The following is a 23,595-nucleotide window of genomic DNA, read 5'->3' on the forward strand; positions in this document are numbered from 1 at the left end:
ATATAATGGCCGACACTGTCGCGCTCGCCGCGCCGCCTGAGACCAAGTTTGATCCAGCGCGTACCATGAGCAGGGCGGCAGCGGAGACGTGTAACCTGATCGTCACGCCCGCGGTTTACGCCGATCACAAATTGCTGGACGCGACCTTCACGCGCCTGCGCGCCGAAGACCCGCTGGCCTGGTGCGAGCCGGAAGCGTTCCGTCCCTTCTGGGCCGTGACCAAGCATGCCGACATCATGGAAGTGAGCCGGCAGAACGCGCTGTTCACGAATGGCGAGCGCGAGATGCTCTCCTACCACGAGGCCGAAAAAGGCGTGTATGCGAAGTTCGGCCAGCCGCACCTCCTGAAGACGCTCGTGCAACTCGACGATCCGCTGCACTACAAGCTGCGCCACCTGACCCAGGAATGGTTCATGCCGCAGAACGTGAAGAAGCGCGAAGACGCAATCAAGACGATTGCCAGGCAATATGTCGACCGGATGGAAGACCTCGGCGGGGAATGCGACTTCCAGCGCGATGTGGCGCTGTATTATCCGCTGCGCGTAATCATGCAGATCCTCGGTGTTCCAGAGTCGGACGAACCGATGATGTTGAAACTGACGCAGGAGATTTTCGGCGCGCAGGATGAAGACCTGATGCGTGACAAGTCGCTCGCCGAGGAGCGCGACGTCGAGAAAGGCCTCGCCTCGATCCAGGCGACGCTGGCTGAGTTCTTCATGTATTTCACCTCGATCACCGCCGACCGCCGTGCGAACCCGAAGGACGATGTGTCGACCGTTATCGCCAACGGCATGGTGGACGGCGAGCCGATCGGCCAGCTGGAAGCGATGAGCTATTACATCATCACCGCGGCAGCCGGCCATGACACGACGAGCGCATCGACCGGCGGCGGCGTGCTGGCGATGCTGCAGGATCCTGCCCAACTGAAGAAGATGATGGCGGATCCGAAGGGCATGTCGCGCACGGCAGTAGACGAGGCGATTCGCTGGACCACACCCGTGAAGCATTTCATGCGCACCGCTCAGGAGGACTATACCCTGCGTGGCAAGAAGGTCCTGAAGGGCGAGAGCCTGCTGCTCTGCTATCCGTCCGGCAACCGCGACGAGGAAGTCTTCGATGAGCCGTTCAAGTTCAAAGCCGACCGCAGCCCGAACAAGCTCATCTCGTTCGGCCATGGCGGGCACATGTGCCTTGGCATGCACCTCGCCCGCCTCGAAATGCAGGCGATCTACGAAGAACTGTTCAGCCGCGTGAAGTCCATCGAACTTGCCGGCGAGCCGAGCTTCATCAAAGCAAACTTCGTGGGCGGCCCGAAATCCATCCCGGTACGGTATAGATTCTAGATCAGGAGATCGTCATGACCGCTGCAGGCAAATCTGTCATCGTTACAGGGGCCTCAAGCGGCATTGGCGCCGCGACGGCCAGAGTGCTTGCCGCCGCCGGCGCGCAGGTGATGCTGGCCGCGCGCCGGGAAGACAGGCTGAAGGCCCTGGCCGCAGAAATCGGCGGCACTGCAGAGTGGCGGGTGACCAATGTGGCCAACCATGGCGACATGCTTAAACTGGGCGAAGCCGCCATCAAGGCGTTCGGCAAGGTGGATGTGATCGTCAACAATGCGGGCATCATGCCGCTCTCTCCGCTCGCCAACCGGCGCGTGGCGGAATGGGACCAGATGATCGATGTCAACATCAAGGGCGTTCTCTACGGTATAGACGCGGTGCTGACGCACATGCTTGAACGTAAGGAGGGACACGTGATCAACGTATCCTCCGTGGCCGGACTGATGACCAACCCGACCTCGGCGGTCTATAGTGGCACCAAGCATGCGGTGAAAGCCATCTCCGAGGGCCTCCGGAAAGAGACAGCCGGCGTCATCCGCGTGACCTGCATCTATCCCGGCAAGGTGAACACCGAGCTCGGCTTCTCGATCAAGGACCCAGCGGTGATCGCGGGCATCGGGAGCCGCTTCAACTACAAGGGCCTCGAAGGCGAGGACATTGCGAATGCCGTACTGTTCGCGGTGGCGAGCCCGCGGAACATGGGCGTCAATGACATCGTCATTCGCCCGATCGAACAGGAAATGTGAGACGAGCGATGACTTTTCAGAATGTGACCGAAACCTATCAGGTCGAGCGCCCCCCCTCCGAGCCCAAGTATCCCAGGGCCTCCAGCCTGACACCGCCCGCGGACCTGACGGACCCGGAAGTGTTCTCGCGGCGCGGCGGCTATACGCATGACGCGTTCGCCAAGATGCGTGAGACCGCGCCGGTGATGTGGCATCCGGAAGTGATGGGCGCGGGGTTCTGGGCGGTGACAAGCTACGACCTCGTCAAGAAGGTGGAGCTTACGCCGGAGACCTTCTCGTCCCAGAAAGGCGGTATACTGATGAATTACGGCATGGAGGGCGTGCCGCGCCATCCGCTGCTGCATTCCTCCTCGCTGAACTCCCTGATAAATCTTGACCGACCCTACCACACGCCCCTGCGCATGGAGCACATGGCCTATTTCCGCGCGGACTTCGTGGCCGAGCTGAAAAAAAAGGTGGAAGCGGAAGTCAATCGCCTCTTGGACTCCATGCAGGCGCAAGGGCCGGTGGTTGACATGGTGGAGATGTTCTCTGCCGAGCTGCCGCTGTTCACGCTGTGCGAGATACTCGGTGTGCCGGCGGCCGACCGGCCGAAGCTGGTGCATTGGATGCACTTCCTGGAGACTTCGCAATACCAGGCGCAGCAGGAAGGCCTCGGCAACGTCTCGCCCGAGCAGATCATGACCTTCCTCTCGGAAATCCAGGCGATGTTCGAGTTCGGCCGCTACCTCCTGGAGGAGCGGCGGAAAAATCCGCAGCCGGATCTTCTGTCCGCCATCGCGAACGTGAAGATCGACGGAAAGCCCTTGTCGCCGGAATTCCTCGACGGCTCGTGGCTTCTGATCGTATTCGCGGGCAATGACACGACGCGCAACTCGCTGTCGGGCACGATGAAACTGATCACCGACAACGCAAACATCCGCAATGAGCTTAAGGCCGAGCCGGACCTCTTCCCGAACTTCGTCAATGAAGCGATCCGCCTCGTCACGCCGGTGACCTACATGCGCCGCACCGCGACGCAGGACACCCAGCTCGGCGCGCAGAAAATCGCGGCCGAGGAAAAGATCGTAATGTATTATCCCGCCGCCAACCGCGACCCGGCAAAGTTTGCTGATCCGCACCGGTTCGACATCCGCCGAAGCAATGCGAAGGAACACCTCTCCTTCGGCCATGGCCCGCATGTGTGCCTTGGCCAGCGCGTCGCCAACATGCAGCTGGAGGCGGCCTACCGGCAGATTCTCGGCCGTTTCCCGAACGTGCGCGCGACAGGCGAGATGACGCTGGCGCCGAACAATTTCGTGCACGCGATCTCTTCTCTGATGGTGGACCTCGGCGCATGAGCGATCTCGTCACACGCCAGGACAAGGACGGCCTTGCCCTTCTTACCCTCAACCGGCCGGACAAGCTGAACTCGCTGACCGTAGGCATGTTCCGCGAACTGCGCGACCATGTCAGCGACCTGTACAAGGACGAGTCCATCGGCTGCGTCGTGTTGCGCGGAGCGGGCAAGTGCTTCTCTGCCGGACATGACCTCGCCGATATTGCCGAAGGCGAAAAGGTGCCTTCGCGCGGCTGGCATTCGGAGACGCTGCGCCTGATGGAGCGGCTGCCGAAGCCGGTGATCGCCGCCGTACACGGACATTGCTATACCGGCGCGCTGGAAGTGGCGCTGGCAGCGGATTTCATTCTCGCTGCAGAAAGCGCGAAGTTCGGAGACACCCACGCCAAATGGGCGTTGACACCGGTCTGGGGCATGAGCCAGCGCCTGCCGCGCCGCGTGGGCGTGGCCACCGCGAAGCGGCTGATGTTTACCGCCGAGATGATCAATGCGGCAGAAGCGTTCCGCATCGGGCTTGCCGAGACGGTCGTGCCGGATGCGGAGTTCGAGGCTGCGATTGACACCCTCGCGCGCCAGATCCTCGCCAACTCGCCATTCAGCCATGCCGCCAACAAGCGGCTTCTGGACGCGACCGACGCACGAGACATGGACAGCGGCCTGCAATGGGAAGTATTGAACAGCGAGGGCGTCGGCCCTGACATGCAGGCGCGAATCGGCGCCTTCATGGGCAAACCGAAGAAGTAACCAGCCAAGGGGACGGCGTTCATGGCAGATTTCCTGATCAAGCGCGCGGACCTGCGCGAAGGCAAATGGACTGACACCAAGCCGGGCCCGCTCGCGCCGGGCGCTGCACGGCTGAAGGTCGAGGCTTTTGCGCTGACCGCCAACAACGTGACTTACGCAACCTTCGGCGAGGCGATGGGGTACTGGAATTTCTTTCCGGCGGCTGATCCCTCCTACGGGCGCGTGCCAGTCTGGGGCTTCGCGACCGTGACGGAGTCGAATGCCGAAGGTCTGGCCGCAGGCACGCGCGTGTACGGCTACCTTCCGATCTCGGAGACTTTCGACGTGACGCCGGTGCGCGTGGGCAAGGAAAGCTTCATGGACGGGGCCGCCAACCGGCAGGGCCTTGCGCCGATCTACAATACCTACATCCTTACGGCAGCAGATCCCGGCTACGACCCCAAGCTCGAAGCGGAACAGATGCTGTTCCGCCCGCTGTTCACGACCGGCTTCATGATCGATGACTGCCTGATGGAAGGCGGCGGGAACGTGCCGGAAACCGTGGTGATCTCGAGCGCGTCGTCAAAGACCGCGCTGGCGCTGGCGCATTGTTTGAAGCAGCGCGGCGGGGTCGACGCGGTGGGCCTCACTTCGCCGGGCAACAAAGCCTATGTCGAAGGCCTCGGCCTCTACGCGCGCGTCGAAACCTATGACGCGGCCGACCGGCTGCATGCGCGCGGCCTGACCGCCTATGTCGATTTTCTCGGCCGCCCGACGCTGACCGCAGATGTGCACAACGCGTTGAAGGACCGTCTCGTGCGCAGCCTCGTGATTGGCGTGACGGACTGGGAAGGCAACCGCGCGCCCGTGGCGCTCCCCGATCCGCAGCCGGAATTCTTCTTCGTGCCGGACTATGCCGCCGCCCGCGCGAAGGCGCTTGGCGCAGACGTGCTGAACGCGCGTCTCGGCAAGGCGATGCGGGGTTTCTATGCCGCCTCGGGCCAATACCTCACGCCGCAGACGGCGAAGGGCAAGGATGCAATTGCGGCAGCCTGGCTGAATACGCTGGACGCGAAAGTGCCGCCGTCAAAAGGCCTTATCCTGAGCTTCTGAAGGCTCAGCGCGAAATCACCTTGAATTCGGTGCGGCGGTTGCGGTCGTTGGCTTCCGGCGTGGTGGCGGTGTCGAGCAGTAATGTCTCGCCGTAGCCGATCGACTGCAGACTATCTTCCGGCACGCCCTGGTCCATCAGGTAAGCGCGTACGGCATCGGCGCGGTCCTGCGAGAGCGTCAGGTTGTAATCGTCCGCACCCGGAGAAGCAGTGTGGCTGCCAATCTCGACCACGAAAGCATTGCAGAGCGTCGCCACGCCGGTGACGGCATCGAGCAGGCTGGCGCTGACAGGCGAGATGCGGGCATTGTTGGATTCGAACAGGAGGCTGCGGCCGGCCATCGTATCGTTGAAGGCGCGCTGGCAGCTGTCGAGGCTGATGGGCGACTCGGCCAGCACTGCGAGGCCTTCGCCAACACCGCGCTCGCCGCCATCCACCGAGACGGCGTCAATCACCATGAGGCCCGCCGGGCCGGCCTGCGGATGGGCCGCGATCGCCGCTTCACCGGAGGCAAGGGCTGCGGCCTTGGCATCGGCGCTGGGCGCAGTGCCGGTCAGCACTGCGACGCGGTCACGGATGCGCACGCCCATCCAGGGAAAGCCCGCGCCGGCAAAGCCGGCCGCAATCTCGTTCTGCCAGGCGGCCGCGCCATTAACCGCCGCATATGCGGAAGAGACGGCCAGGAACTGGCCATCATCGAACTCGTAGAGGCCTTCGGCGAGCGTCACGCAGTCCGGCGAATGCGCGGCAGACTGGTCAGACGCGGGAACGCCCGGCGGCGGCGCATCGCACGCACCCAACATCGCCAGCGCCAGCACCGACGCGCAAAGTGTACCAGAGCGGATCGCAACCATGTCTCATCTCACAGCTAAGAGGCCGGAAAACCGGCCGGCAGCCCCTGTTCCTGCAAGCCTTAAGCCGCCGCTACGCCGAGGTCAAAACGCCTGCGCAGGCCCAGGCGGCAAGGTTAACTGATCGGCTTGAAAACCGTACCGCCCTTCATCACGAAATCGACGTCCTCGAGTTCCTTGATGTTCTTCAGGGGGTCGGCGGTGACCGCGATCAGGTCTGCATACTTGCCGGTCTCCAGCGTGCCGATGTCCTTTGCCATCTGGACGTGTTCGGAGGCGACGACCGTGGCGGCCCGGATCGCCGCTTCTGGCGTGAAGCCAGCCTCCACCATCAGGGCAAATTCCTGCGCGTTGTCGCCGTGGCGGGAGACGCCGGTATCCGTGCCGAAAGCGACATTGACACCGCCCGCATAGGCACGGCGAAGCATGTCGAGCATCAGCGGGCCCGCTTGCAGCGCCTTGACGCGGGAGGCTTCCGGGAAGGTCGGATCGGTGCGCGCCCAGCCGGCCGCCGTAGCGCCGGCCAGGACGGTCGGCACGAGCGTCGCACCTTTCTCGATCATCAGCGCAACCGACTCGGCGTCCATGAAGGAGCCGTGCTCGATTGAGTCGACACCCGCGCGGAGGGCGGCATCGATGCCACCCTTGCCATGCGCGTGCGCGGTGACCTTACGGCCCATGAAATGCGCCGTCTCGACGATCGCCGCGAGTTCCTCGTCGGAGAATTGCTGGTCAAGGCCGGCCGCCGTGTTCGACAACACGCCGCCGGTCGCGGTGATCTTGATGAGGTCAGCGCCTTCCTTGACCTGCTGGCGCACGGCGCGGCGGCAATCGTCCGCGCCGTCGCAGATATTGCTGCCCGTCATCGCGGCCATCACCTTGGCGGAAAAACCGTTGATGTCGCCGTGCCCCCCGGTGACCGCGATGGCCCGTCCCGAGGCGCGGATACGCGGCCCTGGCACGGCGCCGCGCGCGATGGCGTCGCGCAGGCCGAAGATGGAATCATTTCCGCCGCCAACATCCTGCACGGTGGTGAAGCCCGCCATCAGTGTCTTGCGCCCGAAATCCGCACCATTGAAGGCCGCGTCGACATCGGAGTCCTCGAAGCCCTTGAGGCGGTTGGCCGGGCCGCCTTCGAACGTGATATGCACATGGCTGTCGATCAGGCCCGGCAGGACGTAAGCCTTCTTCAGATCGATGACGGGATACTTCTTCGGCACCGTGAAGCCTGGCGTCACCGAGACGATGCGGCCGTCCTCGACGAGAATTGTCTGGTTGGTGAGGTAACCCTCGCCCGGCACCGCCATCACGTGGCCCGCCTGAATGACGGCGTCTTGCGCATGCGCCATGGCAGACAGGGATACAGCGCCGATCAGCGCGGCAGCGAGCTTTTTCATGTTGGGTCCTTCCCCGGAATATCTGGCGCCACCGTAATGCAGTGCGCCGCAGAATCAACGCGCTAGTCCCCGATCAACCGTCCATCCGCGTCGCGCGTCTCGGGCCCATCCACCCGGGCACGGCCATCGCCGAAAGCCGCGTCGCGGGCGCGCAGCGTCGCCTTGAGGCCGTTCTGCTGTACCGACTTGCGGAAGCCGCCAGCGGCGCGCGTATTGTGGCCGCGCACATCGTTCTCCACGGCAAGCCGCTGCAGCGTGCGGGCCCCCATCAATTCCATCGCGAGGTTTACGATGCGCTTGTTGGCGGAAAGGAGGTCCGGATCGATCAATGCGAGGCGAGCGGCAAGGCCGGTGACTTCCGCCTCGAGGTCTGCCTCCGGCACGGCCTTCATCACGAGGCCGATCGCTTGCGCCTCGCGGCCAGTGATCGTGTCGCCGGTCAGCATCAGCCGCTTCGCCCACTGGGGCCCGCAATGATAAACCCAGAACTGGTTTGGCAATGCGCCGAGATCGCGCGCCGGCGGGAAGCCGAACGTGGCCGATTCGGCGGCGATCACCATGTCGCTCATCAGCGCCAGGTCGCATCCCCCTGCGAGGCAATAGCCATGTACCTTCGATATGACCGGCTTGTGCATGTCAAAGATCGCCATACGCCAGCGCTGCTGGCGCTCGAGCTGCCAGGCGTCATCGTCAATGGAGCGATGACCACGATAGGATTTCTCCGCCCTGTCCTCGACCGGCGAGACGGCAACCTCGCCGTCCGCGCCTGACAGGTCATATCCCGCACAGAACGCCCGGCCCGCGCCTTCCAAAATTACGCTGTGTACGGACGTGTCATTGTCCGCTTCCCAGAGTGCCGCGCAGAGTTCGTTCTGCATGACATAGGACAACGCATTCAGCTTGGCCGGGCGGTTCAGCGTGATGCGGGCATGGCCGTCCTGTGTGCTGTAGAGGATCGTTTCAAAACCAGTCATTGCGGGCGCTCCTGATGGGAACCCTGACTATCCCCCGCCTTCCGTCAATTGCCAAGACGCGGCGCGGCGCCCGGTCACTCAGTCTTCCATCGCGCGGGCGACAGCCTCAGCGATCGCCGGAACCGGGTGCTTGGTCAGGTCCTTGTCGATCCATGCAACTACACGCTTCGACAACTCTCCACTTGCCGCCTTGCGGAAACGCCCGAGCGAGACCGGCGGCGCCACGACCGCGATGGCCTTGAAGGCGCCACGGGCCGCTTCGGCGGCCAGATCTGCGGCGATCCGGTCAATGAAACGGTCTTCGGCAATCTGGTGCAGGTCCGGTGCTTCCTGCGCCGACCGACGCCCGTCAGCGGACTGGATTGTACGGGGCGGCTGGTCGCGGCCCTGCTCGTGCGTGCGCGGGTTGTCCTGATTGTAGACCTTGAGCGCCTTCAATTCCGGCGCGAGCGCAGTGCCCTGATTCTCGAAGACGATCGCGTGGCCTCCATCGGCGACAACGACCCACATGCCTGTCTTGAGCTTCATCGACGCCTCCGTGATTGCAGGCTCAGCAAACGCCATGTGTGCCGACGGGTCAGTCCGTAAAGTTACCTAGTCTCAGAAGGGCGGCAGAGCGGCTTGGACTTTCTTCGTCAGGCCGCTGCGGACGATGGCATAGGCCTGCCGGATACGCCCGCAAAGCTCTGCGTCCGGAAGACCATCGGCTTCAACACGAACCCATTTTGCACGGGCCAGATAAGGCGCCGGAATCGCTGCGCCGGAGTCGATCAGCAGGTAGAAGGCCTCGTCGCTGCACTTGAACGATATCTTCGTGAAAGCCGCATCGGTAACCGCGAACATCTTGCCCGAGATCTTGTAGACTTGGTCATCGCCCCATTGCTCCACGCACTCCGCCCCCGGAAGGGACAACGCATGCTTGCGGAAGGCGGCGGGGGTCATGCAAGGCGTTCTTTCGGATAGTGAGGATAGCTCGCCTTCATCACACCATGGTTGAGCAGCATTTCGGCCTTCTGCGTCTTGCCGGCGGCATCGAAGATACGCGTGCGCACCCAGTAATTCTCCACACGGCGAGATTCCGAAAGTGCAACGATCTCGCGGCGCAGGAGATACTCCTCCCCTACGAAAAGCGGGCCGTCGATCATGCGGATTTCCAGATCGGCAAAGAGGCCAATACTGGGATTCTTCACCGGAAAGCGGGCGCCGTGACTTGAATAGTTTGCCAGTACACTGACCATCTCCAGCGGGATAACCGCCCGGCCCCAGGGCGAGGCAGCAGCGTCCGAATACATTGGGTCCGTCTCGGTGATGACCTTGAGCTTGTCGGCCAGCGAGAAGGGATAGAGGTCGCCCATGTGCTGATCCGGTCCCATGCTGACAATCTCGTTATCGCGCCCTGTCATGCCAACCTTGAGATCCGAGAGGATAACGAGATCACCCGGCGGGCGCAGCGCCTTCATCCGGGCCTCGAGCAACGTCTCGCCATGGTCCGGTCCAACGCTGGCGCTCGCCTCCAGCACCGGCGTGCCGTCTGCTTTGAAAGCACGGGCAAGCGTGCGCGTGGCGTTCGGCGCCGGCGCGTCGATTTCCGCCCAGACCTCTTCGCCTTCGAACACCATGTTGAGGAAGTGACAAGAGAAGCACCCCCGCTCAAACCAGTCCCTGCCCCACACGTCTGCCAGCAACGGTACGAACTGGGAGAAATGCGTTGGCCCTTCCACAGGTCCGGCCTTGATACCGAGGCGCGCGGCTTCGGCATCGTCGTGCAGCGATTTGTGACCAGCGTATTTCTGCTCGGTCAGCAGATTGATGGGTCGGCGCAGTTCGCCTTTGAGGATCTCGTTCATGGTGTCTCCCTTTCGAATATCTCTGCCACTCCAGGCCGCGTTCGTCACGCCTTGTTGCGGCCGGGAGCCGTCCGCATGGCAAAGAACGACAACGCCACCAGCATCGCCGAGAGCCCGGCCGCCAGCATCGCGGTGCCGTCCCAGCCTTCATGTTCATACACCCAGGTCGCCGCCCAGCTCGCAAGGCCGCCGCCGATGAACATCAGCACGATATACGCCGTCATCAGGCGCGTGCGCACCGCAGCGGGAAGCGTCAGGAAGGTCATCCGGCCGGTAATGTCGATCAGCGGGCCGACGAGGTTCATCACGATCAGCGGCAGGACCAGCAGCCAGAGGCTGTGTCCGAACAGGCCGAGCAGACAGACGGCGCAGAACTGGATCAGCGAAATTATAAAGCGCGCGCGGCGCGGGCCCGTGCGGTCTGCCCAGGCGCCGAGGGCGGGCGTCGTGAAGAGGTTCAGCAGCGAGATAGCCGCGAGATAGCCGACCGTGTCGGCGCCGTACCCCATTTCCGGGCTGGTCAGGTGCAGGCCGAGGCCCAGCCAGACAGCGAGGAAGATGCCGAAGCCCAGTCCCTGGATTGCGCCGGACAACAGAACTTCCGGGTGCTGACGAATGATCGGGAACACTGAAAGCACCAGCGCCGCGTGGCTCTGCTGCGGCGGCTCCGCTTCGGACTTGTCCCGGTCCTCCATGATGCGCGGCAACAGCAGCGTAACGAGTAGCATCACGCCCGCTGCGCCATAATAAACCGTCCGCCAGCCGAGATGTTCGCCCACCCATCCGGCGCCGACGCGGGCCACGAGGATGCCCGCGATCACCCCGGTCGTCAGCGTGGCCGTCGCCTGCCCGAGACGCTGCGGCAGCACGCGCTTCGATGCGTAGGCAGGCAACAGGTAGGGGGTGATGGTGGAGAAGCCCAGGAAGGTGGAGCCCGCGACGAAGAGCCAGAAGTCAGATGCCAGCGCCATCACCGCGAGGCCGATGAGCTGACCGGCGGCAAAGATCGTGGCGAGCTGGCGATTGCTGAACCGGTCGCCCAGCGGCAGCAATACGAAGATGCCAAGGGCCAGCGCGATCTGGTTCAGCGCCGGAACCAGACCGATATCCGCGTGCGAGACGCCGAAATCCTGTGCGACGAGCGCGATGATCGGATGGATATAGTAGGCGTTCGCCGTCACCACCGCCGCCGCAAAAGCCAGCAGGACAAGCTCCCGCCGGCTCAGCAGCTTCCGCCCGGGCGCGCCGTCCGGCGTACCGGATGGCGGAGGTGTCACTCCTTCATGCCGGCGCGGCGGGCATACTCATAGGCGAACCGGGCCAGCGGCACGACGCGCGCGGCGTTTGATTCGGCATTGGCGCTGTTGGCGGTGCCGTCGCGCACGCGCCCGACGATGCCCTGCAGGATGCCCGCGAGGCGGAAGGCGTTGTAGGAGAAGTAGTAGTTCAGCTCCGGCAGGCCTTTGCGGCCCGTGTGCTGACAATAGAGCGCCACGTATTCTTCCATCGTCGGAATACCCCAGGCCTTGAGGTCCGGGATCGACATGATCGAACCGCGCGTGGAGTCGCCCGGCGGCATCACCCAGTTCATCAGGTGGTAGGAGAAGTCTGCAATCGGATCTCCCAGCGTGGAGAGTTCCCAGTCGAGTACTGCGATCACGCGCGGCTCGGTCGGGTGCAGGACCATGTTGTCGAGGCGGTAGTCGCCGTGCACGATCGTCGTCGTGTCGCCCGGCGGGATATTCTTCGGCAGCCAGTCGATCAGCTTTTCCATCTCCGGAATGTGCATCGTCTCCGAGGCTTTGTACTGCTTCGTCCAACGGTGGATCTGGCGCGCGATATAGTCGCCCTCCTTGCCGAAATCCTGCAGGCCGGCCTTCTTCCAGTCGACGTTGTGCAGGTCTGCGAACGTCTTGACCTTGGCCTCATAGATTGCGCGGCGTTCGGCCGGCGTCGAGTCCGGCAGGGTGCCGTCCCAGAGGATGCGCCCCTCCACCATGTCCATGACATAGAACATCGTGCCGACGACGCTTTCATCCGTGCACAGCCCGTACGGGCGCGCAACCGGATAGCCCAGCGGCCAGAGCGCGTTGATTACCGTGAACTCGCGGTCCACCGCATGCGCACTCGGCAAGAGGTTGCCCGGAGGCTTGCGGCGCATCACGTATTTTTTCTTGGGTGTGATCAGCTGGTAGGTGGGGTTCGACTGGCCGCCCTTGAACTGGCGCACAATCAGCGGGCCCTCATAGCCTTCGACATGCTTCTCCATCCACGCGGCCAGGTTGGCCTCGTTGAAACGGTGGGATTCGGCGACTTCCTTGGTGCCTGAAAACAGGTCCTGTGCGTTGGCGGCCTCTGCCATGTCGTTCCCTCTCAATTTTGCCGATTTTAAATGATAGCATAGCAATACAAGCTGTCGCGCCAAGACCTGCCGCGACGTCGCCGCCCATGAGGAGCTAGCCCGCATGTTCCGCCTCTTCGCCCTGTTCTTGCTGGGAATTTTTGGCCCGGCAGCTTCCGCCGACGCCAAGACGATCGATCCGGGTGGCCTGATCCGCCCCGCCCTTCTGGAACGCGCCGTAACCGCGATGGAGGCCCACACCGCCAAAGGCCGAACCACTGACAAGCTGGTCGTCGTCGACTATAGCCTGCATTCGAGCAAGGAACGCCTCTTCGTCATCGATCTGGCGACCGGCGCAATCTCCGCCTACCGGGCCGCCCATGGGCTCGGCTCGGACGCTGACCATGACGGCTACCTCGACGCGTTCTCCAGCGCTAACGGCTCGCAGGCCAGCCCGGAAGGGACCTTCCGCGTCGCCGAGGAATATTCCGGCAAGCATGGCCAATCGTTCCGTCTCGACGGCCTCGACGACACCAATCGAACGGCGCGGGACCGCGCCATTGTCATCCACTCCGCCAGCTATGCCGAGCCCACCTTCGTCCAGACGCACGGCAAGCTCGGCCGCTCCAACGGCTGCATCGTCTTCTCAAGTGCCGACCTCGCCCGCTTCGTGGACGAGGTGCCCCAAGGCACGCTGATCTTCGTAGGGAAGTAATCCCTTGATCGCCCGGCCCCGGCGAGGCTAAACCCCGCGCATGACCGATACAACGCCCCCCGACCGCCTGTCCGTGAACCCGCGCAGCCCGCACTACAACTATGACGTTCTCATTCGAGGCGTCGGTGTGCGCTTTCGCGGCGAGGAGAAAACCACGGTCGAGGAGTATTGCGTCTCCGAAGGCTGGATCAAGCTTACCGCGGGCAAGGCGCTGGACCGCAAGGGCAATCCCCTGACGATCACGCTGAAAGGACCGGTCGAGGTCTGGTTCAAGGACGACGCCCCGGCCGCCTGAATTGCCTCCCCATTTTTTGAAATACAGGCTCAAACCCTTATTCAAGCCCTCCTCTTCCGGGGGGATCGGGGCAGCCTGACTTCGCAGGAAACCAGGCCTCCACCGGACGGGTCCGATACGCCTGCCGCTGCCTGACCTGCCCGGCGGCGACGCTGGCCAATTTTGCGCCGGACTCGGACGATTGCCGCGCCGCAGGCTCGAATATGGATTCCGCGACATGGACGAAAGACGGCGCCATCCTGTCCAACGAATGGAGCACGCTTCGCGCCTCGCGGGCCGAGATGCCGCCCTCTGTCACCTTCCAGTATGATCCGGCGCAGTTTGCAGACGCAGAGCTTCGTGAAGTCCGGGCGATCCTTGCGATCGTTGCCGTGGATGAGCCCTGCCCCTCAGCGCCCGGCCAGCACCCGGTCGCAATGCGCCGCGTGCTGCGCGCGGATCTGGTCCAGCGCGCGGTTGATCATCTTGCGGCGCGAATCGAAGGAAAGCTCCAGCGTGATCCCGCGCAGGCTCAGAATCAGCAGGCGCCCGTGGAGCAGGCAGACGTCGATGTCACGCTCTTTCACGCCCGCCGCCCGGGCCAGCTCCCCCGTATACTGATCAATCTCCGCCTCGATGCGCCGCGCCACCGGACGGAAGGCCAGCGCCAGCGCCTCGTCCCGCCGCGCTGCCAGCAGCACTTCGGTCACCGCCGTTCCCTCGGTCATGTTCTGCGCCGCCCAGGTGACATCGCACATCGCCCGGTAACGCCTGACCGCGTCCGGCATCGCGTCCATCCGTGCGTGCGTGTCGGCAATCATCGCCTGCATCGCTGCCTCGCTGGTCGCCGCCATCAGGGCAATCCGCGTCGGGAACTGGTTCAGCAGCGAGCCGCGGCTGACGCCCGCCTCCGCCATCACGGCCTCGATCGACGTGCCCGCATAGCCGTGCGCGTTGAGGCACCGGATCGCCGCCTCGATGATCTGGCGGCGCGCGGCCTCGCCTCGCTTGTTGCGGCGGCGCGGGGCGCTCAGCGTCTCGGCGGCGGGTGTCTTCGGCATGCACTGACTAACCCTGCTCCACCCCGGCCAGTCAACCGGCTCAAGATAAAAATCAGTCAATATTGACTGATTTTGGATTCACAGGCACCTTCTCTCAAACGGCAGCGCCCGGCCGGTGCGCCGCCCGCCAGAGAAAGCCGGCCCCGGAGGAGACATCATGGCCGACACCGTTCACACCCCATCCGCCAATACCGGTTACGAAATTTACCGCACGTCATCTGCGCCCTCGCTGGACGAAACGGCGCATATGGAAGTCACCGGCATGAACCCGGAGTTCGAAGCCGGGATCACGAAAGCGCTCGAGGCCGGTTTCGCTGAAGGCAACATCGTCAAGACGCTCTTCTCCCGCCCCGGCTTCAGCCTCACCTATGCCTGGTTCAAGAGCGGCTTCCCGCTTCCTCTGCACACGCACAATGCGGACTGCCTTTACTACATCGTCGCCGGCTCCCTGCAGCTCGGCACCGACACGCTCGGCCCCGGCGACGGCTTCTTCCTGCCCGCAGACAAGGCTTACCGCTACACGCCGGGTCCGAACGGCGTAGAGGTGCTCGAATTCCGTACGCAGGAAAACTTCGACATCAACTTCCTCGCCAAGTCGCTCCCCGCCTGGGAAAAAATCGCGGCCGCCGTCACCGCGCGCAAGCCCGACTGGACAAACGAGACCGCGCCGCCCAGCGCCGTGCTTGCCTGATGACCACCAACCGCTTCGAGAACAAGGTCGCCGTCATCACCGGCGCAGCCTCCGGCATTGGCGCGGCCACTGCCCGTCTCCTCTGGCAGGAAGGCGCGCATGTCGTCCTCGCCGACATTGGAGATAATGGCGGCAAAAGCCTCGCCGCCAGCCTCGGACCCTCTGCCATGGCGGTAAAGTGCGATGTGTCGAAAGCTGACGAGGTCGAAGCCCTCATCAAGGCTGCCGTCGCCCGGCATGGCCGCATCGACATCCTGTTCAACAATGCCGGCATCGGCAGCTTCGGCACCTCCGTCGAACTCGCCCCCGCCGAGTGGGAAAACATCATCGCTGTCGACCTTAACAGCGTCTACTACGCTTGCCACTTCGCCATTCCCCATATGCCCGCCGGCAGCGCCATCGTGAACACGGCCTCTATCTCCGGCATGGGCGGCGACTATCGTTTCGCCGCCTACAACGCCGCCAAGGGCGCCGTTATCAACTACACGCGCGCGCTGGCCGTGGACCACGCCCGCGACGGCATTCGCGTCAACGCCCTCTGCCCAGGCCTCGTCGATACGCCGATTACGGCCGGCGTCTCCCAGATGCCGGGCCTCAGGGACGAGTGGACCAGCCGCATCCCGCTCGGTCGCGCCGCCCAGCCCGAGGAAATGGCCAAGGTCGTCGCCTTCCTCGCCTCGGGTGATGCCTCCTACATGACCGGCGCCATCGTGGTCGCCGATGGCGGTACCACGGCTCATACCGGCCAGCCGGAAGTCGCCCGGTTCCTGCTGCCACCCAACCTGTAAGCTCAGGACACGGATCATGCGCGCCGCCACACTTCACGGCAAAGCCTTCACCGTCCGCGATATGCCGGATCCGACACCCACCGTCGGCCAGCTGCTCGTGCGCCCGCTGTTCACCGGCATCTGCGGCAGTGACCTTTCGCTGCGCAAGCAACTCGCCGCGCTTGCTGAAACACTCCCCGCCGAACAGCTGCCGGTGATCATTCCGGGCCACGAATTTTCCGCTGAAGTCATTGGCATCGCGCCGGGCACCGAGACGAAGCTGAAGTCCGGAGACCGCATCACTGGCCTGCCCTTCACGCACACCCATGACGGCCCGCAGACCATCGGAATCTCCCCTGGTCATGGCGGCGGTCTCGCCACCCTGAGCTGCATAGACGCCGCGCGTAGTTTCCGTATCCCCGAAAGCGTGCCGGACGATCTGGCCGCCCTCACCGAGCCGCTCTCGGTCGGCCTGCACGCCGCCAACCTCGCCAGGCGCCACAAAGGCCCGAATGTCGTCATCGGCTGCGGCCCGGTAGGCCTCGCCGTCATCCTCTCGCTCAGCCTTCAGGGCCGCGGCCCGATCCTTGCCGCGGATTTCTCACCCGAGCGCCGCGCGGCCGCAGCCGCCCTCGGCGCCGACATCGTGGTCGATCCGTCCACGGAGTCCGCCTTCACGCACTGGGACACGCTCGCCTTTACGCCGCATACGATGTCACCCTTGCTAGCCCGCGATTTCCGCGGCCTGCCACCCGGCCCCAACATCTTCGAATGTACTGGCGCCCCCGGCCTCATCGACCAGGTTATCAAGGGCGCTCCGCCGCACAGCCACATCATCGTCGCCGGTGTCTGCCCGCACGAGGAAAAGCTGACGCCGCTCGACGGCATCCTCCGTGAACTGACACTAGAGTTCAGCTTCGCTTACCGGCCCGAAGAGTTCGCCGCCGCCCTGAAGCTGATCGAAGCCCACCCGGACAAGGCTGCGCGCCTCATCACCAGCCGGCAGCCCCTCGCAAGCACCGAAGCCGCCTTCGACGCCCTCGCGAAGAACCCGACCGAAATCAAGATCCTGATCGACCCGAACGCCTAATCCTTCAGCGCCCGCCAGCCGATATCGCGCCGGCAGAAGCCTTCCGGCCAGCCGATCGCGTCCACGCCTGCATAGGCGCGCTCCACCGCTTCCTTCAGCGTCGCGCCGCTCGCCGTCACGTTCAAAACGCGCCCACCCTTCGCAACCAGCTTGTGGCCCGGCGCAATGTCCGTACCTGCATGAAACACCGTCACACCCGGCAACGCATTCGCGGCGTCCACGCCCTCGATCACGCTGCCCTTGTCATAGCTGCCCGGATAGCCCTTCGCCGCCATAACGACCGATGCCGTCGGCCGGAAAGCTTCCAGCTCCAGCAGCCGCTCGAAATCCTTCTCGCTGCCCTTCAGCCCGCCTGTCGCTGCAATCAGGATCAACGGCACGATATCACCGGTGAGGCCCTTCATGAGCACCTGGCATTCGGGGTCGCCGAAGCGCGCGTTGAACTCGACCACCTTCGGCCCTTCAGGCGTCACCATGATGCCGATATACAGCGCGCCCTGATACGGCATCCCGTCTTTCGCCATGCCCTTAAGCATTGGCTGGGCAATCTCGCGCTTCACCCGCTCCATGATCTCTGTACTAACGACCGGCGCCGGCGCATAGGCGCCCATGCCGCCGGTGTTCGGCCCCGTGTCGCCGTCCCCGACGCGCTTGTGGTCCTGCGCCGCAGGCAAGTAGACCGCGCCGACGCCGTCGGTGATGACGAACACACTCGCCTCTTCGCCGTGCATGAATTCTTCGATCACCAGCGTTGCCGAGGCCGAGCCGAACTTACCGGACAGCATCTCGTCGACTTCCGCTTCCGCCTCGGCCAGCGTCTCCGCAATCACGACGCCCTTGCCCGCCGCGAGGCCATCCGCCTTCAGCACATACGGGGCCTGCATCTTCTTCAGAAATGCCTTCGCCGGTCCCGCTTCGGTGAACTCGCCATATGCCGCCGTCGGCACGCCGTATTTCACCATCCGCGCTTTCGAGAACGCCTTCGACGCCTCCAGTTGCGCCGCCGCCTTCGACGGCCCGAACACGTCAAACCCGCGTGCCCGGAGAATGTCAGAAAGCCCCAGCGCCAGCGGCGCCTCCGGCCCGATCACCACCAAGTCCGGCTCGACCTGCAGCGCGAGCTTCACGAGCCCGTCCACATCGTCCGCCGCCACGTCGAAACACGGTCCGACCGCGTCCATGCCGGGATTTCCCGGCGCGCAGTGCACCACGTCCACCAGCGGGGAGGCCGCCATCTTCCAGGCCAGGGCGTGTTCACGGCCGCCCGATCCGATCAGGAGAATGTTCATGGGATCGCTCCATGCGCGGAGCGGCTCTGGAGATCAAGAGCTGAGGCGGCCTGCCTAGGACACCACGCGAACATTTTCCGCCAGCCGAAAACCCCCCATTGCCAGCCCGCCCTTGCCCGCCCGCCTGCGCCTTGCGACAAGGGGCGCATGAGCGACTCGCCCCCCAGCAACGACCACGCCCTCTCGGTCTCCGAACTCGCCGCCAGCCTGAAGCGGACGATCGAGACGAACTATGATCATGTCGTCGTGCGCGGCGAGCTTGGGCGCGTCACCATTGCCAAGTCCGGCCACATGTATGCGGACCTGAAGGACGACAAGGCCGTCCTCAACACGATCATGTGGCGCGGCCAGGTCGAACGCCTGCCCTTCCGCCCGGAAGAAGGCCTCGAGGTCATCGCGACGGGCCGCCTTTCCACCTATGAGGGCCGCTCCGCCTACCAGCTGATCGCAAGCTCCATGCGCCCGGCTGGCGCCGGCGCGCTTATGCAGCTCCTCGAGGAGCGCAAGAAGAAACTCGCCGCTGAAGGCCTCTTCGATCCGAGGCACAAGAAACCGCTGCCTTACATGCCGCGCACCATTGGCGTCGTCACCTCGCCGACCGGCGCGGTTATCCGCGACATTCTCCACCGCATCCGCGAGCGTTTTCCCGTGCGCGTCATCGTCTGGCCCGCCCTCGTACAGGGCGAGCAGGCCGCCGCCCAGGTCACCGCCGGCATCCGCGGCTTCAACGCGATGACCGGCCCGGACCGCCCCGACGTGCTGATCGTCGCACGCGGCGGCGGCTCCATCGAAGACCTCTGGCCCTTCAACGAAGAAATCGTCGTCCGCGCTGCCTTCGAGAGCGAGATCCCGCTGATCTCTGCGGTTGGGCACGAAACCGATACGACGCTGATCGACTATGTCTCAGACCGCCGCGCGCCCACGCCCACCGGCGCCGCCGAGATAGCCGTCCCGGTACGGACGGAACTTCTCCTCTCCACCGGCGAGAGCGGCGAGCGCCTGAAGCGCGCTCTCACGCGCGCCCTCTCCCGCAGCCGTGACAAGCTCGCTGCCGCACGCCTGCCGCGCCCGGAAATGTTGCTCCAACCTGCCCGGCAGCGGCTGGACTTTGCCAGCGCCAACCTGCCGAAAGCCGCCCTCGCGCTGACACAGAAAGCGCGCCTGAAGCTCTCACGCCTGCAGCTCTCGCCGGCGCTTCTGAAATCCGAAATCCGGACAAGTCGCCAACGGCTGCGTGATGTCTCCGTCCGCGCGCGACCCGCCCTGATGCGCCTCATCGAAAAGCGCGCCGCTGCGCTGAACACCGAAGCCAAGATGCTGGAGACGCTGTCCTATCAGGCGACGCTCAAGCGCGGCTACGCGCTTGTGCGCGGCACCGATGGCCGCCTCATCCGCTCGGCGGACATTGCGGCCGTTACGGATGAATTCAAGGTCAGCTTCGCCGACGGTGACGTCGCCGCTGCGCCGCTCGGGAGTGCGCCGTCCAAGCCCAAGCCCCCGCCGCGCAAGCCAGGCCAGCAGGGCAGCCTGTTCTAACCCATGCACCCCGCCCCGTTCTTTCGCGAATCCGATCCGGAAACGCTGCTCGCCCGCATTCGTGCCTATCCGCTCGGCCTTGTCTGCGCCAATGGCGAAGTCGCCCCACTCGCGGCCCATACGCCCGTGCTTGCCGACATGGAGACTGGCACACCGCGCCTGCGCTTTCATCTGTCTGCGCACAATCCGCTGACCCGCCGCCTTGAGTCCGGCGCGTCCGCGCTGATCGTCTTCACCGGTCCGGACGCCTATATCTCGCCCGACTGGTACGGCCCGGTTCCCGATCAGGTGCCTACCTGGAACTACCTCTCCGTCGAAGCAGACGGCGCCGCCGAGCCGACGGACGCAACCAGGTTCCTTGACGATGTCTCGGACCATTTCGAAGGGCTCCTCCTGCCGAAGCCGCCCTGGACCCGCGCCAAGATGGCCCCCGGCGCGTTCGAGCTGATGCTGCGCGGCATCCGCGCCTTCCAGCTCACCCCCGTTCGTCTCGAAGGCATCACCAAGCTCAGCCAGAACAAGACGACCGAATCCCGCGAAGGCGTGATCGAGGGCCTCTCTGCGACAGCCGGCGGCCTCGCCATCGCTCAGGAAATGCGTAAACTGCCGCTATGACCTCGCCCCCGCCCCCCGCCTTCCTCACCGCCGCCAAGGACCTGCTCGGCCCGAAAGGCTGGACGGACGATCCGGAAAAACTGAGCGCCGCCTCAACGCCCTGGCGCGGGACCTATCAGGGCGAAACGCCCTTCATCGCCCGCCCGGCCTCTACGCAAGAAGCCGCCGCGTTCGTCAAACTCTGCGCCGCCCACCGTGTCGCGATGACGCCGCAAGGCGGCAATACCGGCCTGGTCGATGGCGGCACGCCGCATGGCGAAGTCTGCGTGTCGATGACGCGCATGAACGCTGTGCGCGAGGTTGATCCCTTCAACAATTCCATGGTCATCGAAGCCGGCGCCACGCTCGTCGCCGCGCAGGAAACAGCCGAAAAGGCCAACCGCCTCTTCCCCCTCGCGCTCGGCTCGCAAGGCACCGCCACGCTCGGCGGCCTCATCTCCACCAATGCGGGCGGCGTCGCCGTGCTGCGTTACGGCATGATGCGCGACCTGATCCTTGGCCTCGAAGTGGTCCTGCCCTCCGGCCAGATCTGGGACGGACTTTCCGGCCTGCGCAAGAACAATACCGGCTATGACCTCAAACACCTTTTCGCCGGCGCCGAAGGCACACTGGGCCTTATCACGGCGGCGACCTTCAAGCTCTTCCCGAAAGTCCAGCGTGCGACAGGCTGGGTCGTTGTCGAGACCGCCGAAGACGTCGTGAAACTCCTCGCCCTCGTGCGCGACCATGCGGGCGACTCTGTAACCAGCTTCGAGATCATCCCAGCCAACGCCGTCTCGATGGTCGTCGCCGATATTCCGGGCACACGCGATCCGCTGCCCGCGAATGCCGAATGGCGCGTTCTCATCGAAATCTCCCAGCCACGCGCCGAGCAGGCCGAAGCCCTCCTCGCCGCCGCCCTCGAAGCCGGCGCCGAAGCCGGCCTCGTGCAGGACGCTGCCATCGCCGCCAGCGAAACGCAGGCGAAAGCCTTCTGGAACATTCGCGAGACGATCCCGCTATCCAAACGCGCCTACGGCACCGCGCTCAATCAGGACATCTCCGTTCCGATCAGCCGGATCCCCGCCTTCATTGCGGCGTGCAATGCGAACGTCCGGAAACTTGTTCCGCCTGCGGACTTTGTTATCTTTGGCCATGTCGGCGACGGCAATCTCCACTACTCGGTGGTCGAGCCCGCAGGGGCCTCGACACCCGTCCTGAAACAGCACGAAGCCGCGGTCACGCGCACCGTATTCGACACGGTCATGGAATTCGGCGGCTCCATCTCCGCCGAGCACGGCGTCGGCCGCCTGAAGCGCGACGAACTCGCCCGCCTGCGCCCGCCCGCCGCCACCGACGCGATGCGCGCCATCAAGAAAGCACTCGACCCCTTGAACATCATGAACCCGGGCCGCGTCGTCGACGTCTGATCGCCCTGCTTTCATGACGCATTTCACCATTCGTTAACGCGCCGCTAACCAAACTTAACGATTGATCGCCCGTCGCAGAATGCGAGGGGACAAGGGCATGGTCTGGTACACCGATTTGCGTAACGAGCGGCTGTTCACGCTGGCCGAGCGCGACTGGACCTCGCGCCGCCTGCTTGACCTGCGCGCGCATCTCGCCTCGCCGCCGCCGAAGGGCGTGCCGCGCCGGACGAAGGATGCAAGCCTCATCATAGGCACCTGGAACATCCGGGACTTCGACAACAACAAGTTCCGCCACGGCCCGCGCCGCCGCGAAAGCCTCCACTATATCGCCGAGATACTCTCCTCTTTCGATGTCTGCGCGCTGCAGGAAGTCAATGAAGACCTCCAGCCCCTGAAGGATGTCATCCGCCTCATGGGTCCCGGCTGGGACTTTATTGCCACCGACGTCACCACCGGCTCATCAGGCAACCGCGAGCGCATGGCCTTCGTCTATGACAGCCGGAAAGTCCGTTTCCGGAACATCGCCGGCGAAATCGTGTTGCCCAAGCACGCACTCCTTCCCGGTGAACAGCAATTTGCGCGCACACCTTTTCTCGTTTCCTTCCAGTGCGGCTGGTTCAAGTTCTCGCTTTGCACCGTGCACATCTACTTCGGCGAAGAATCCAAAGGATCTGAGGGCTATCAACGCCGCGTTCAGGAAATCGAATACCTCGCGAAAGAGATGGCCGGGCGCGCTGAGCGCGAAAAGGAAAATTACATCCTGCTCGGCGATTTCAACATCAAGAATCCCATCGACGAAACAATGCAGGCGCTGAAGAGTGCCGGCTTCCAGCTGCCCCCGGAACAATATCCGTCAAACCTGCTCCGCACGAACTACTATGACCAGATTGCCTTCCGTACAAAACAGGATGAGCTGACCTTTCTCTCGTCGGGCGCCTTTGACTGGTCAGCGACCGTCTTCAGGCCGGAGCATTACGACCACTACGCCCCAACCCTGCCCGCACGCCACCGCGACCTTGGACCGGATGGCACGCCGAAAGACAAGGCGAAGGACAAGGAATACTACGCCAAGCGCTGGCTGACCTGGCAGATGTCGGATCACCTTCCGCTCTGGGTGGAGCTTGCCGTCGATTTCTCCGACGCCCACCTTCTCGGCAATCTGGACCCAGCCTTTGAAACCGCCGGCGCGCCTGCCCAGCTGGAAACGGGCGCGGAAGACATCATCGCAGCCGACATTCCGCCGACCCTTCCCGAACCCGTCCGCACAAGGACGCAACGCCGCAAGCCGCCGAAGATCGCCCCGCCCGAGAAAAAGGGCACGCTGGCGCCTGCCCCGAAGATGACTGCAGGCGAAGCCTGGCGCATCTTCAAATGGGTTGCAGGCGGCGGCATGGACCGGATGCGCAAGACGCGCGAGGCCGGAAAGTCCGCAGACAAGCCAAAGAAAGCGACAAAGAAGAAGGCCTGACGGGCGGCGC

Annotated in this window: 24 protein-coding genes; 14 read left to right on the forward strand and 10 right to left on the reverse strand. The window is 64.2% G+C overall.

Going from position 1 to position 23,595, the window contains the following annotated elements; translation table 11 throughout:
- The first annotated feature begins 5 nt into the window (after positions 1 to 5).
- From Q0C17_RS07485 to Q0C17_RS07505, 5 genes are read left to right on the forward strand one after another with little or no spacing between them, the layout of a single operon-like run.
- A complete protein-coding gene (locus Q0C17_RS07485) occupies positions 6 to 1,343 on the forward strand; it encodes a cytochrome P450 (protein ID WP_291203691.1) in 1,338 nt (445 codons plus the stop codon).
- A 14-nt stretch (positions 1,344 to 1,357) separates the two neighbouring features.
- Positions 1,358 to 2,086, forward strand: coding sequence for an SDR family oxidoreductase (locus Q0C17_RS07490; protein ID WP_291203695.1), 729 nt, complete (start codon positions 1,358 to 1,360; stop codon positions 2,084 to 2,086).
- 8 nt (positions 2,087 to 2,094) lie between these two features.
- Entirely contained in the window at positions 2,095 to 3,426 is a 1,332-nt protein-coding gene (locus Q0C17_RS07495) for a cytochrome P450 (RefSeq protein WP_291203698.1), read from the forward strand.
- Positions 3,423 to 4,169, forward strand: a complete 747-nt coding sequence (locus Q0C17_RS07500) for an enoyl-CoA hydratase/isomerase family protein (RefSeq protein WP_291203701.1) — start codon at positions 3,423 to 3,425, stop codon at positions 4,167 to 4,169. Before Q0C17_RS07495 ends, Q0C17_RS07500 begins: the two co-directional genes overlap by 4 nt.
- Positions 4,170 to 4,190: 21 nt before the next feature.
- Positions 4,191 to 5,261 carry a DUF2855 family protein gene (locus tag Q0C17_RS07505; protein ID WP_291203704.1) on the forward strand — a complete coding sequence of 357 codons (1,071 nt, stop codon included), beginning with the start codon at positions 4,191 to 4,193 and terminating at the stop codon, positions 5,259 to 5,261.
- A gap of 4 nt (positions 5,262 to 5,265) precedes the next feature.
- Here Q0C17_RS07505 and Q0C17_RS07510 read toward each other — a convergent pair whose 3' ends face one another.
- From Q0C17_RS07510 to Q0C17_RS07545, 8 genes are all read right to left on the reverse strand, one after another.
- Positions 5,266 to 6,114, reverse strand: coding sequence for an OmpA family protein (locus tag Q0C17_RS07510; RefSeq protein ID WP_291203707.1), 849 nt, complete (start codon positions 6,112 to 6,114; stop codon positions 5,266 to 5,268).
- Positions 6,115 to 6,227: 113 nt separating this feature from the next.
- Positions 6,228 to 7,508, reverse strand: a complete 1,281-nt coding sequence (locus Q0C17_RS07515; RefSeq protein WP_291203710.1) for an amidohydrolase family protein — start codon at positions 7,506 to 7,508, stop codon at positions 6,228 to 6,230.
- 62 nt (positions 7,509 to 7,570) lie between these two features.
- Positions 7,571 to 8,482 carry a crotonase/enoyl-CoA hydratase family protein gene (locus tag Q0C17_RS07520; protein WP_291203712.1) on the reverse strand — a complete coding sequence of 304 codons (912 nt, stop codon included), beginning with the start codon at positions 8,480 to 8,482 and terminating at the stop codon, positions 7,571 to 7,573.
- Positions 8,483 to 8,560: 78 nt separating this feature from the next.
- Positions 8,561 to 9,010, reverse strand: coding sequence for a host attachment family protein (locus Q0C17_RS07525; RefSeq protein ID WP_291203716.1), 450 nt, complete (start codon positions 9,008 to 9,010; stop codon positions 8,561 to 8,563).
- Between the two features lie 72 nt (positions 9,011 to 9,082).
- Entirely contained in the window at positions 9,083 to 9,424 is a 342-nt protein-coding gene (locus tag Q0C17_RS07530; protein WP_291203719.1) for an MmcQ/YjbR family DNA-binding protein, read from the reverse strand.
- Complete coding sequence (locus tag Q0C17_RS07535) at positions 9,421 to 10,329, reverse strand: hypothetical protein (RefSeq protein ID WP_291203722.1); 909 nt, start codon at positions 10,327 to 10,329, stop codon at positions 9,421 to 9,423. The genes Q0C17_RS07530 and Q0C17_RS07535 overlap by 4 nt, the downstream gene beginning before the upstream one ends.
- Before the next feature lie 44 nt (positions 10,330 to 10,373).
- Positions 10,374 to 11,606, reverse strand: coding sequence for an MFS transporter (locus Q0C17_RS07540; protein ID WP_291203725.1), 1,233 nt, complete (start codon positions 11,604 to 11,606; stop codon positions 10,374 to 10,376).
- The gene (locus Q0C17_RS07545) at positions 11,603 to 12,691 is read right to left on the reverse strand and encodes a phosphotransferase family protein (RefSeq protein ID WP_291203728.1); all 1,089 of its coding nucleotides are present in this window, start codon (positions 12,689 to 12,691) and stop codon (positions 11,603 to 11,605) included. The genes Q0C17_RS07540 and Q0C17_RS07545 overlap by 4 nt, the downstream gene beginning before the upstream one ends.
- Positions 12,692 to 12,794: 103 nt before the next feature.
- On the opposite strand from Q0C17_RS07545, the gene Q0C17_RS07550 reads away from it, so the two are divergent.
- Together Q0C17_RS07550 and Q0C17_RS07555 are read left to right on the forward strand one after the other, a co-directional pair.
- Positions 12,795 to 13,385 carry a murein L,D-transpeptidase catalytic domain family protein gene (locus Q0C17_RS07550; protein ID WP_291203731.1) on the forward strand — a complete coding sequence of 197 codons (591 nt, stop codon included), beginning with the start codon at positions 12,795 to 12,797 and terminating at the stop codon, positions 13,383 to 13,385.
- Between the two features lie 40 nt (positions 13,386 to 13,425).
- The gene (locus tag Q0C17_RS07555; protein WP_291203734.1) at positions 13,426 to 13,680 is read left to right on the forward strand and encodes a DUF3297 family protein; all 255 of its coding nucleotides are present in this window, start codon (positions 13,426 to 13,428) and stop codon (positions 13,678 to 13,680) included.
- 389 nt (positions 13,681 to 14,069) lie between these two features.
- Here the strand turns inward: Q0C17_RS07555 and Q0C17_RS07560 are convergent, their stop codons facing one another.
- Positions 14,070 to 14,720, reverse strand: a complete 651-nt coding sequence (locus Q0C17_RS07560) for a TetR/AcrR family transcriptional regulator (protein ID WP_291203737.1) — start codon at positions 14,718 to 14,720, stop codon at positions 14,070 to 14,072.
- Between the two features lie 157 nt (positions 14,721 to 14,877).
- Between Q0C17_RS07560 and Q0C17_RS07565 the strand changes: the two genes are divergently transcribed.
- From Q0C17_RS07565 to Q0C17_RS07575, 3 genes are read left to right on the forward strand one after another with little or no spacing between them, the layout of a single operon-like run.
- Complete coding sequence (locus Q0C17_RS07565) at positions 14,878 to 15,411, forward strand: cupin domain-containing protein (RefSeq protein WP_291203740.1); 534 nt, start codon at positions 14,878 to 14,880, stop codon at positions 15,409 to 15,411.
- Complete coding sequence (locus Q0C17_RS07570; RefSeq protein WP_291203743.1) at positions 15,411 to 16,199, forward strand: SDR family oxidoreductase; 789 nt, start codon at positions 15,411 to 15,413, stop codon at positions 16,197 to 16,199. The genes Q0C17_RS07565 and Q0C17_RS07570 overlap by 1 nt, the downstream gene beginning before the upstream one ends.
- A gap of 16 nt (positions 16,200 to 16,215) precedes the next feature.
- Positions 16,216 to 17,268 carry a zinc-binding dehydrogenase gene (locus Q0C17_RS07575; RefSeq protein ID WP_291203746.1) on the forward strand — a complete coding sequence of 351 codons (1,053 nt, stop codon included), beginning with the start codon at positions 16,216 to 16,218 and terminating at the stop codon, positions 17,266 to 17,268.
- Here Q0C17_RS07575 and purD read toward each other — a convergent pair.
- The gene (gene purD, locus Q0C17_RS07580) at positions 17,265 to 18,557 is read right to left on the reverse strand and encodes a phosphoribosylamine--glycine ligase (protein WP_291203749.1); all 1,293 of its coding nucleotides are present in this window, start codon (positions 18,555 to 18,557) and stop codon (positions 17,265 to 17,267) included. The genes Q0C17_RS07575 and purD overlap by 4 nt on opposite strands.
- Before the next feature lie 147 nt (positions 18,558 to 18,704).
- Between purD and xseA the strand changes: the two genes are divergently transcribed.
- From xseA to Q0C17_RS07600, 4 genes are all read left to right on the forward strand, one after another.
- Complete coding sequence (xseA, locus tag Q0C17_RS07585) at positions 18,705 to 20,093, forward strand: exodeoxyribonuclease VII large subunit (RefSeq protein WP_291203752.1); 1,389 nt, start codon at positions 18,705 to 18,707, stop codon at positions 20,091 to 20,093.
- Positions 20,094 to 20,096: 3 nt separating this feature from the next.
- Complete coding sequence (locus Q0C17_RS07590; RefSeq protein WP_291203755.1) at positions 20,097 to 20,708, forward strand: FMN-binding negative transcriptional regulator; 612 nt, start codon at positions 20,097 to 20,099, stop codon at positions 20,706 to 20,708.
- The gene (locus Q0C17_RS07595; RefSeq protein ID WP_291203758.1) at positions 20,705 to 22,117 is read left to right on the forward strand and encodes an FAD-binding oxidoreductase; all 1,413 of its coding nucleotides are present in this window, start codon (positions 20,705 to 20,707) and stop codon (positions 22,115 to 22,117) included. The genes Q0C17_RS07590 and Q0C17_RS07595 overlap by 4 nt, the downstream gene beginning before the upstream one ends.
- A gap of 97 nt (positions 22,118 to 22,214) precedes the next feature.
- Positions 22,215 to 23,585, forward strand: a complete 1,371-nt coding sequence (locus tag Q0C17_RS07600) for an endonuclease/exonuclease/phosphatase family protein (protein ID WP_291203760.1) — start codon at positions 22,215 to 22,217, stop codon at positions 23,583 to 23,585.
- Positions 23,586 to 23,595: the final 10 nt, after the last annotated feature.

The organism is Hyphomonas sp. (assembly GCF_022844445.1).
Lineage (GTDB): Bacteria > Pseudomonadota > Alphaproteobacteria > Caulobacterales > Hyphomonadaceae > Hyphomonas.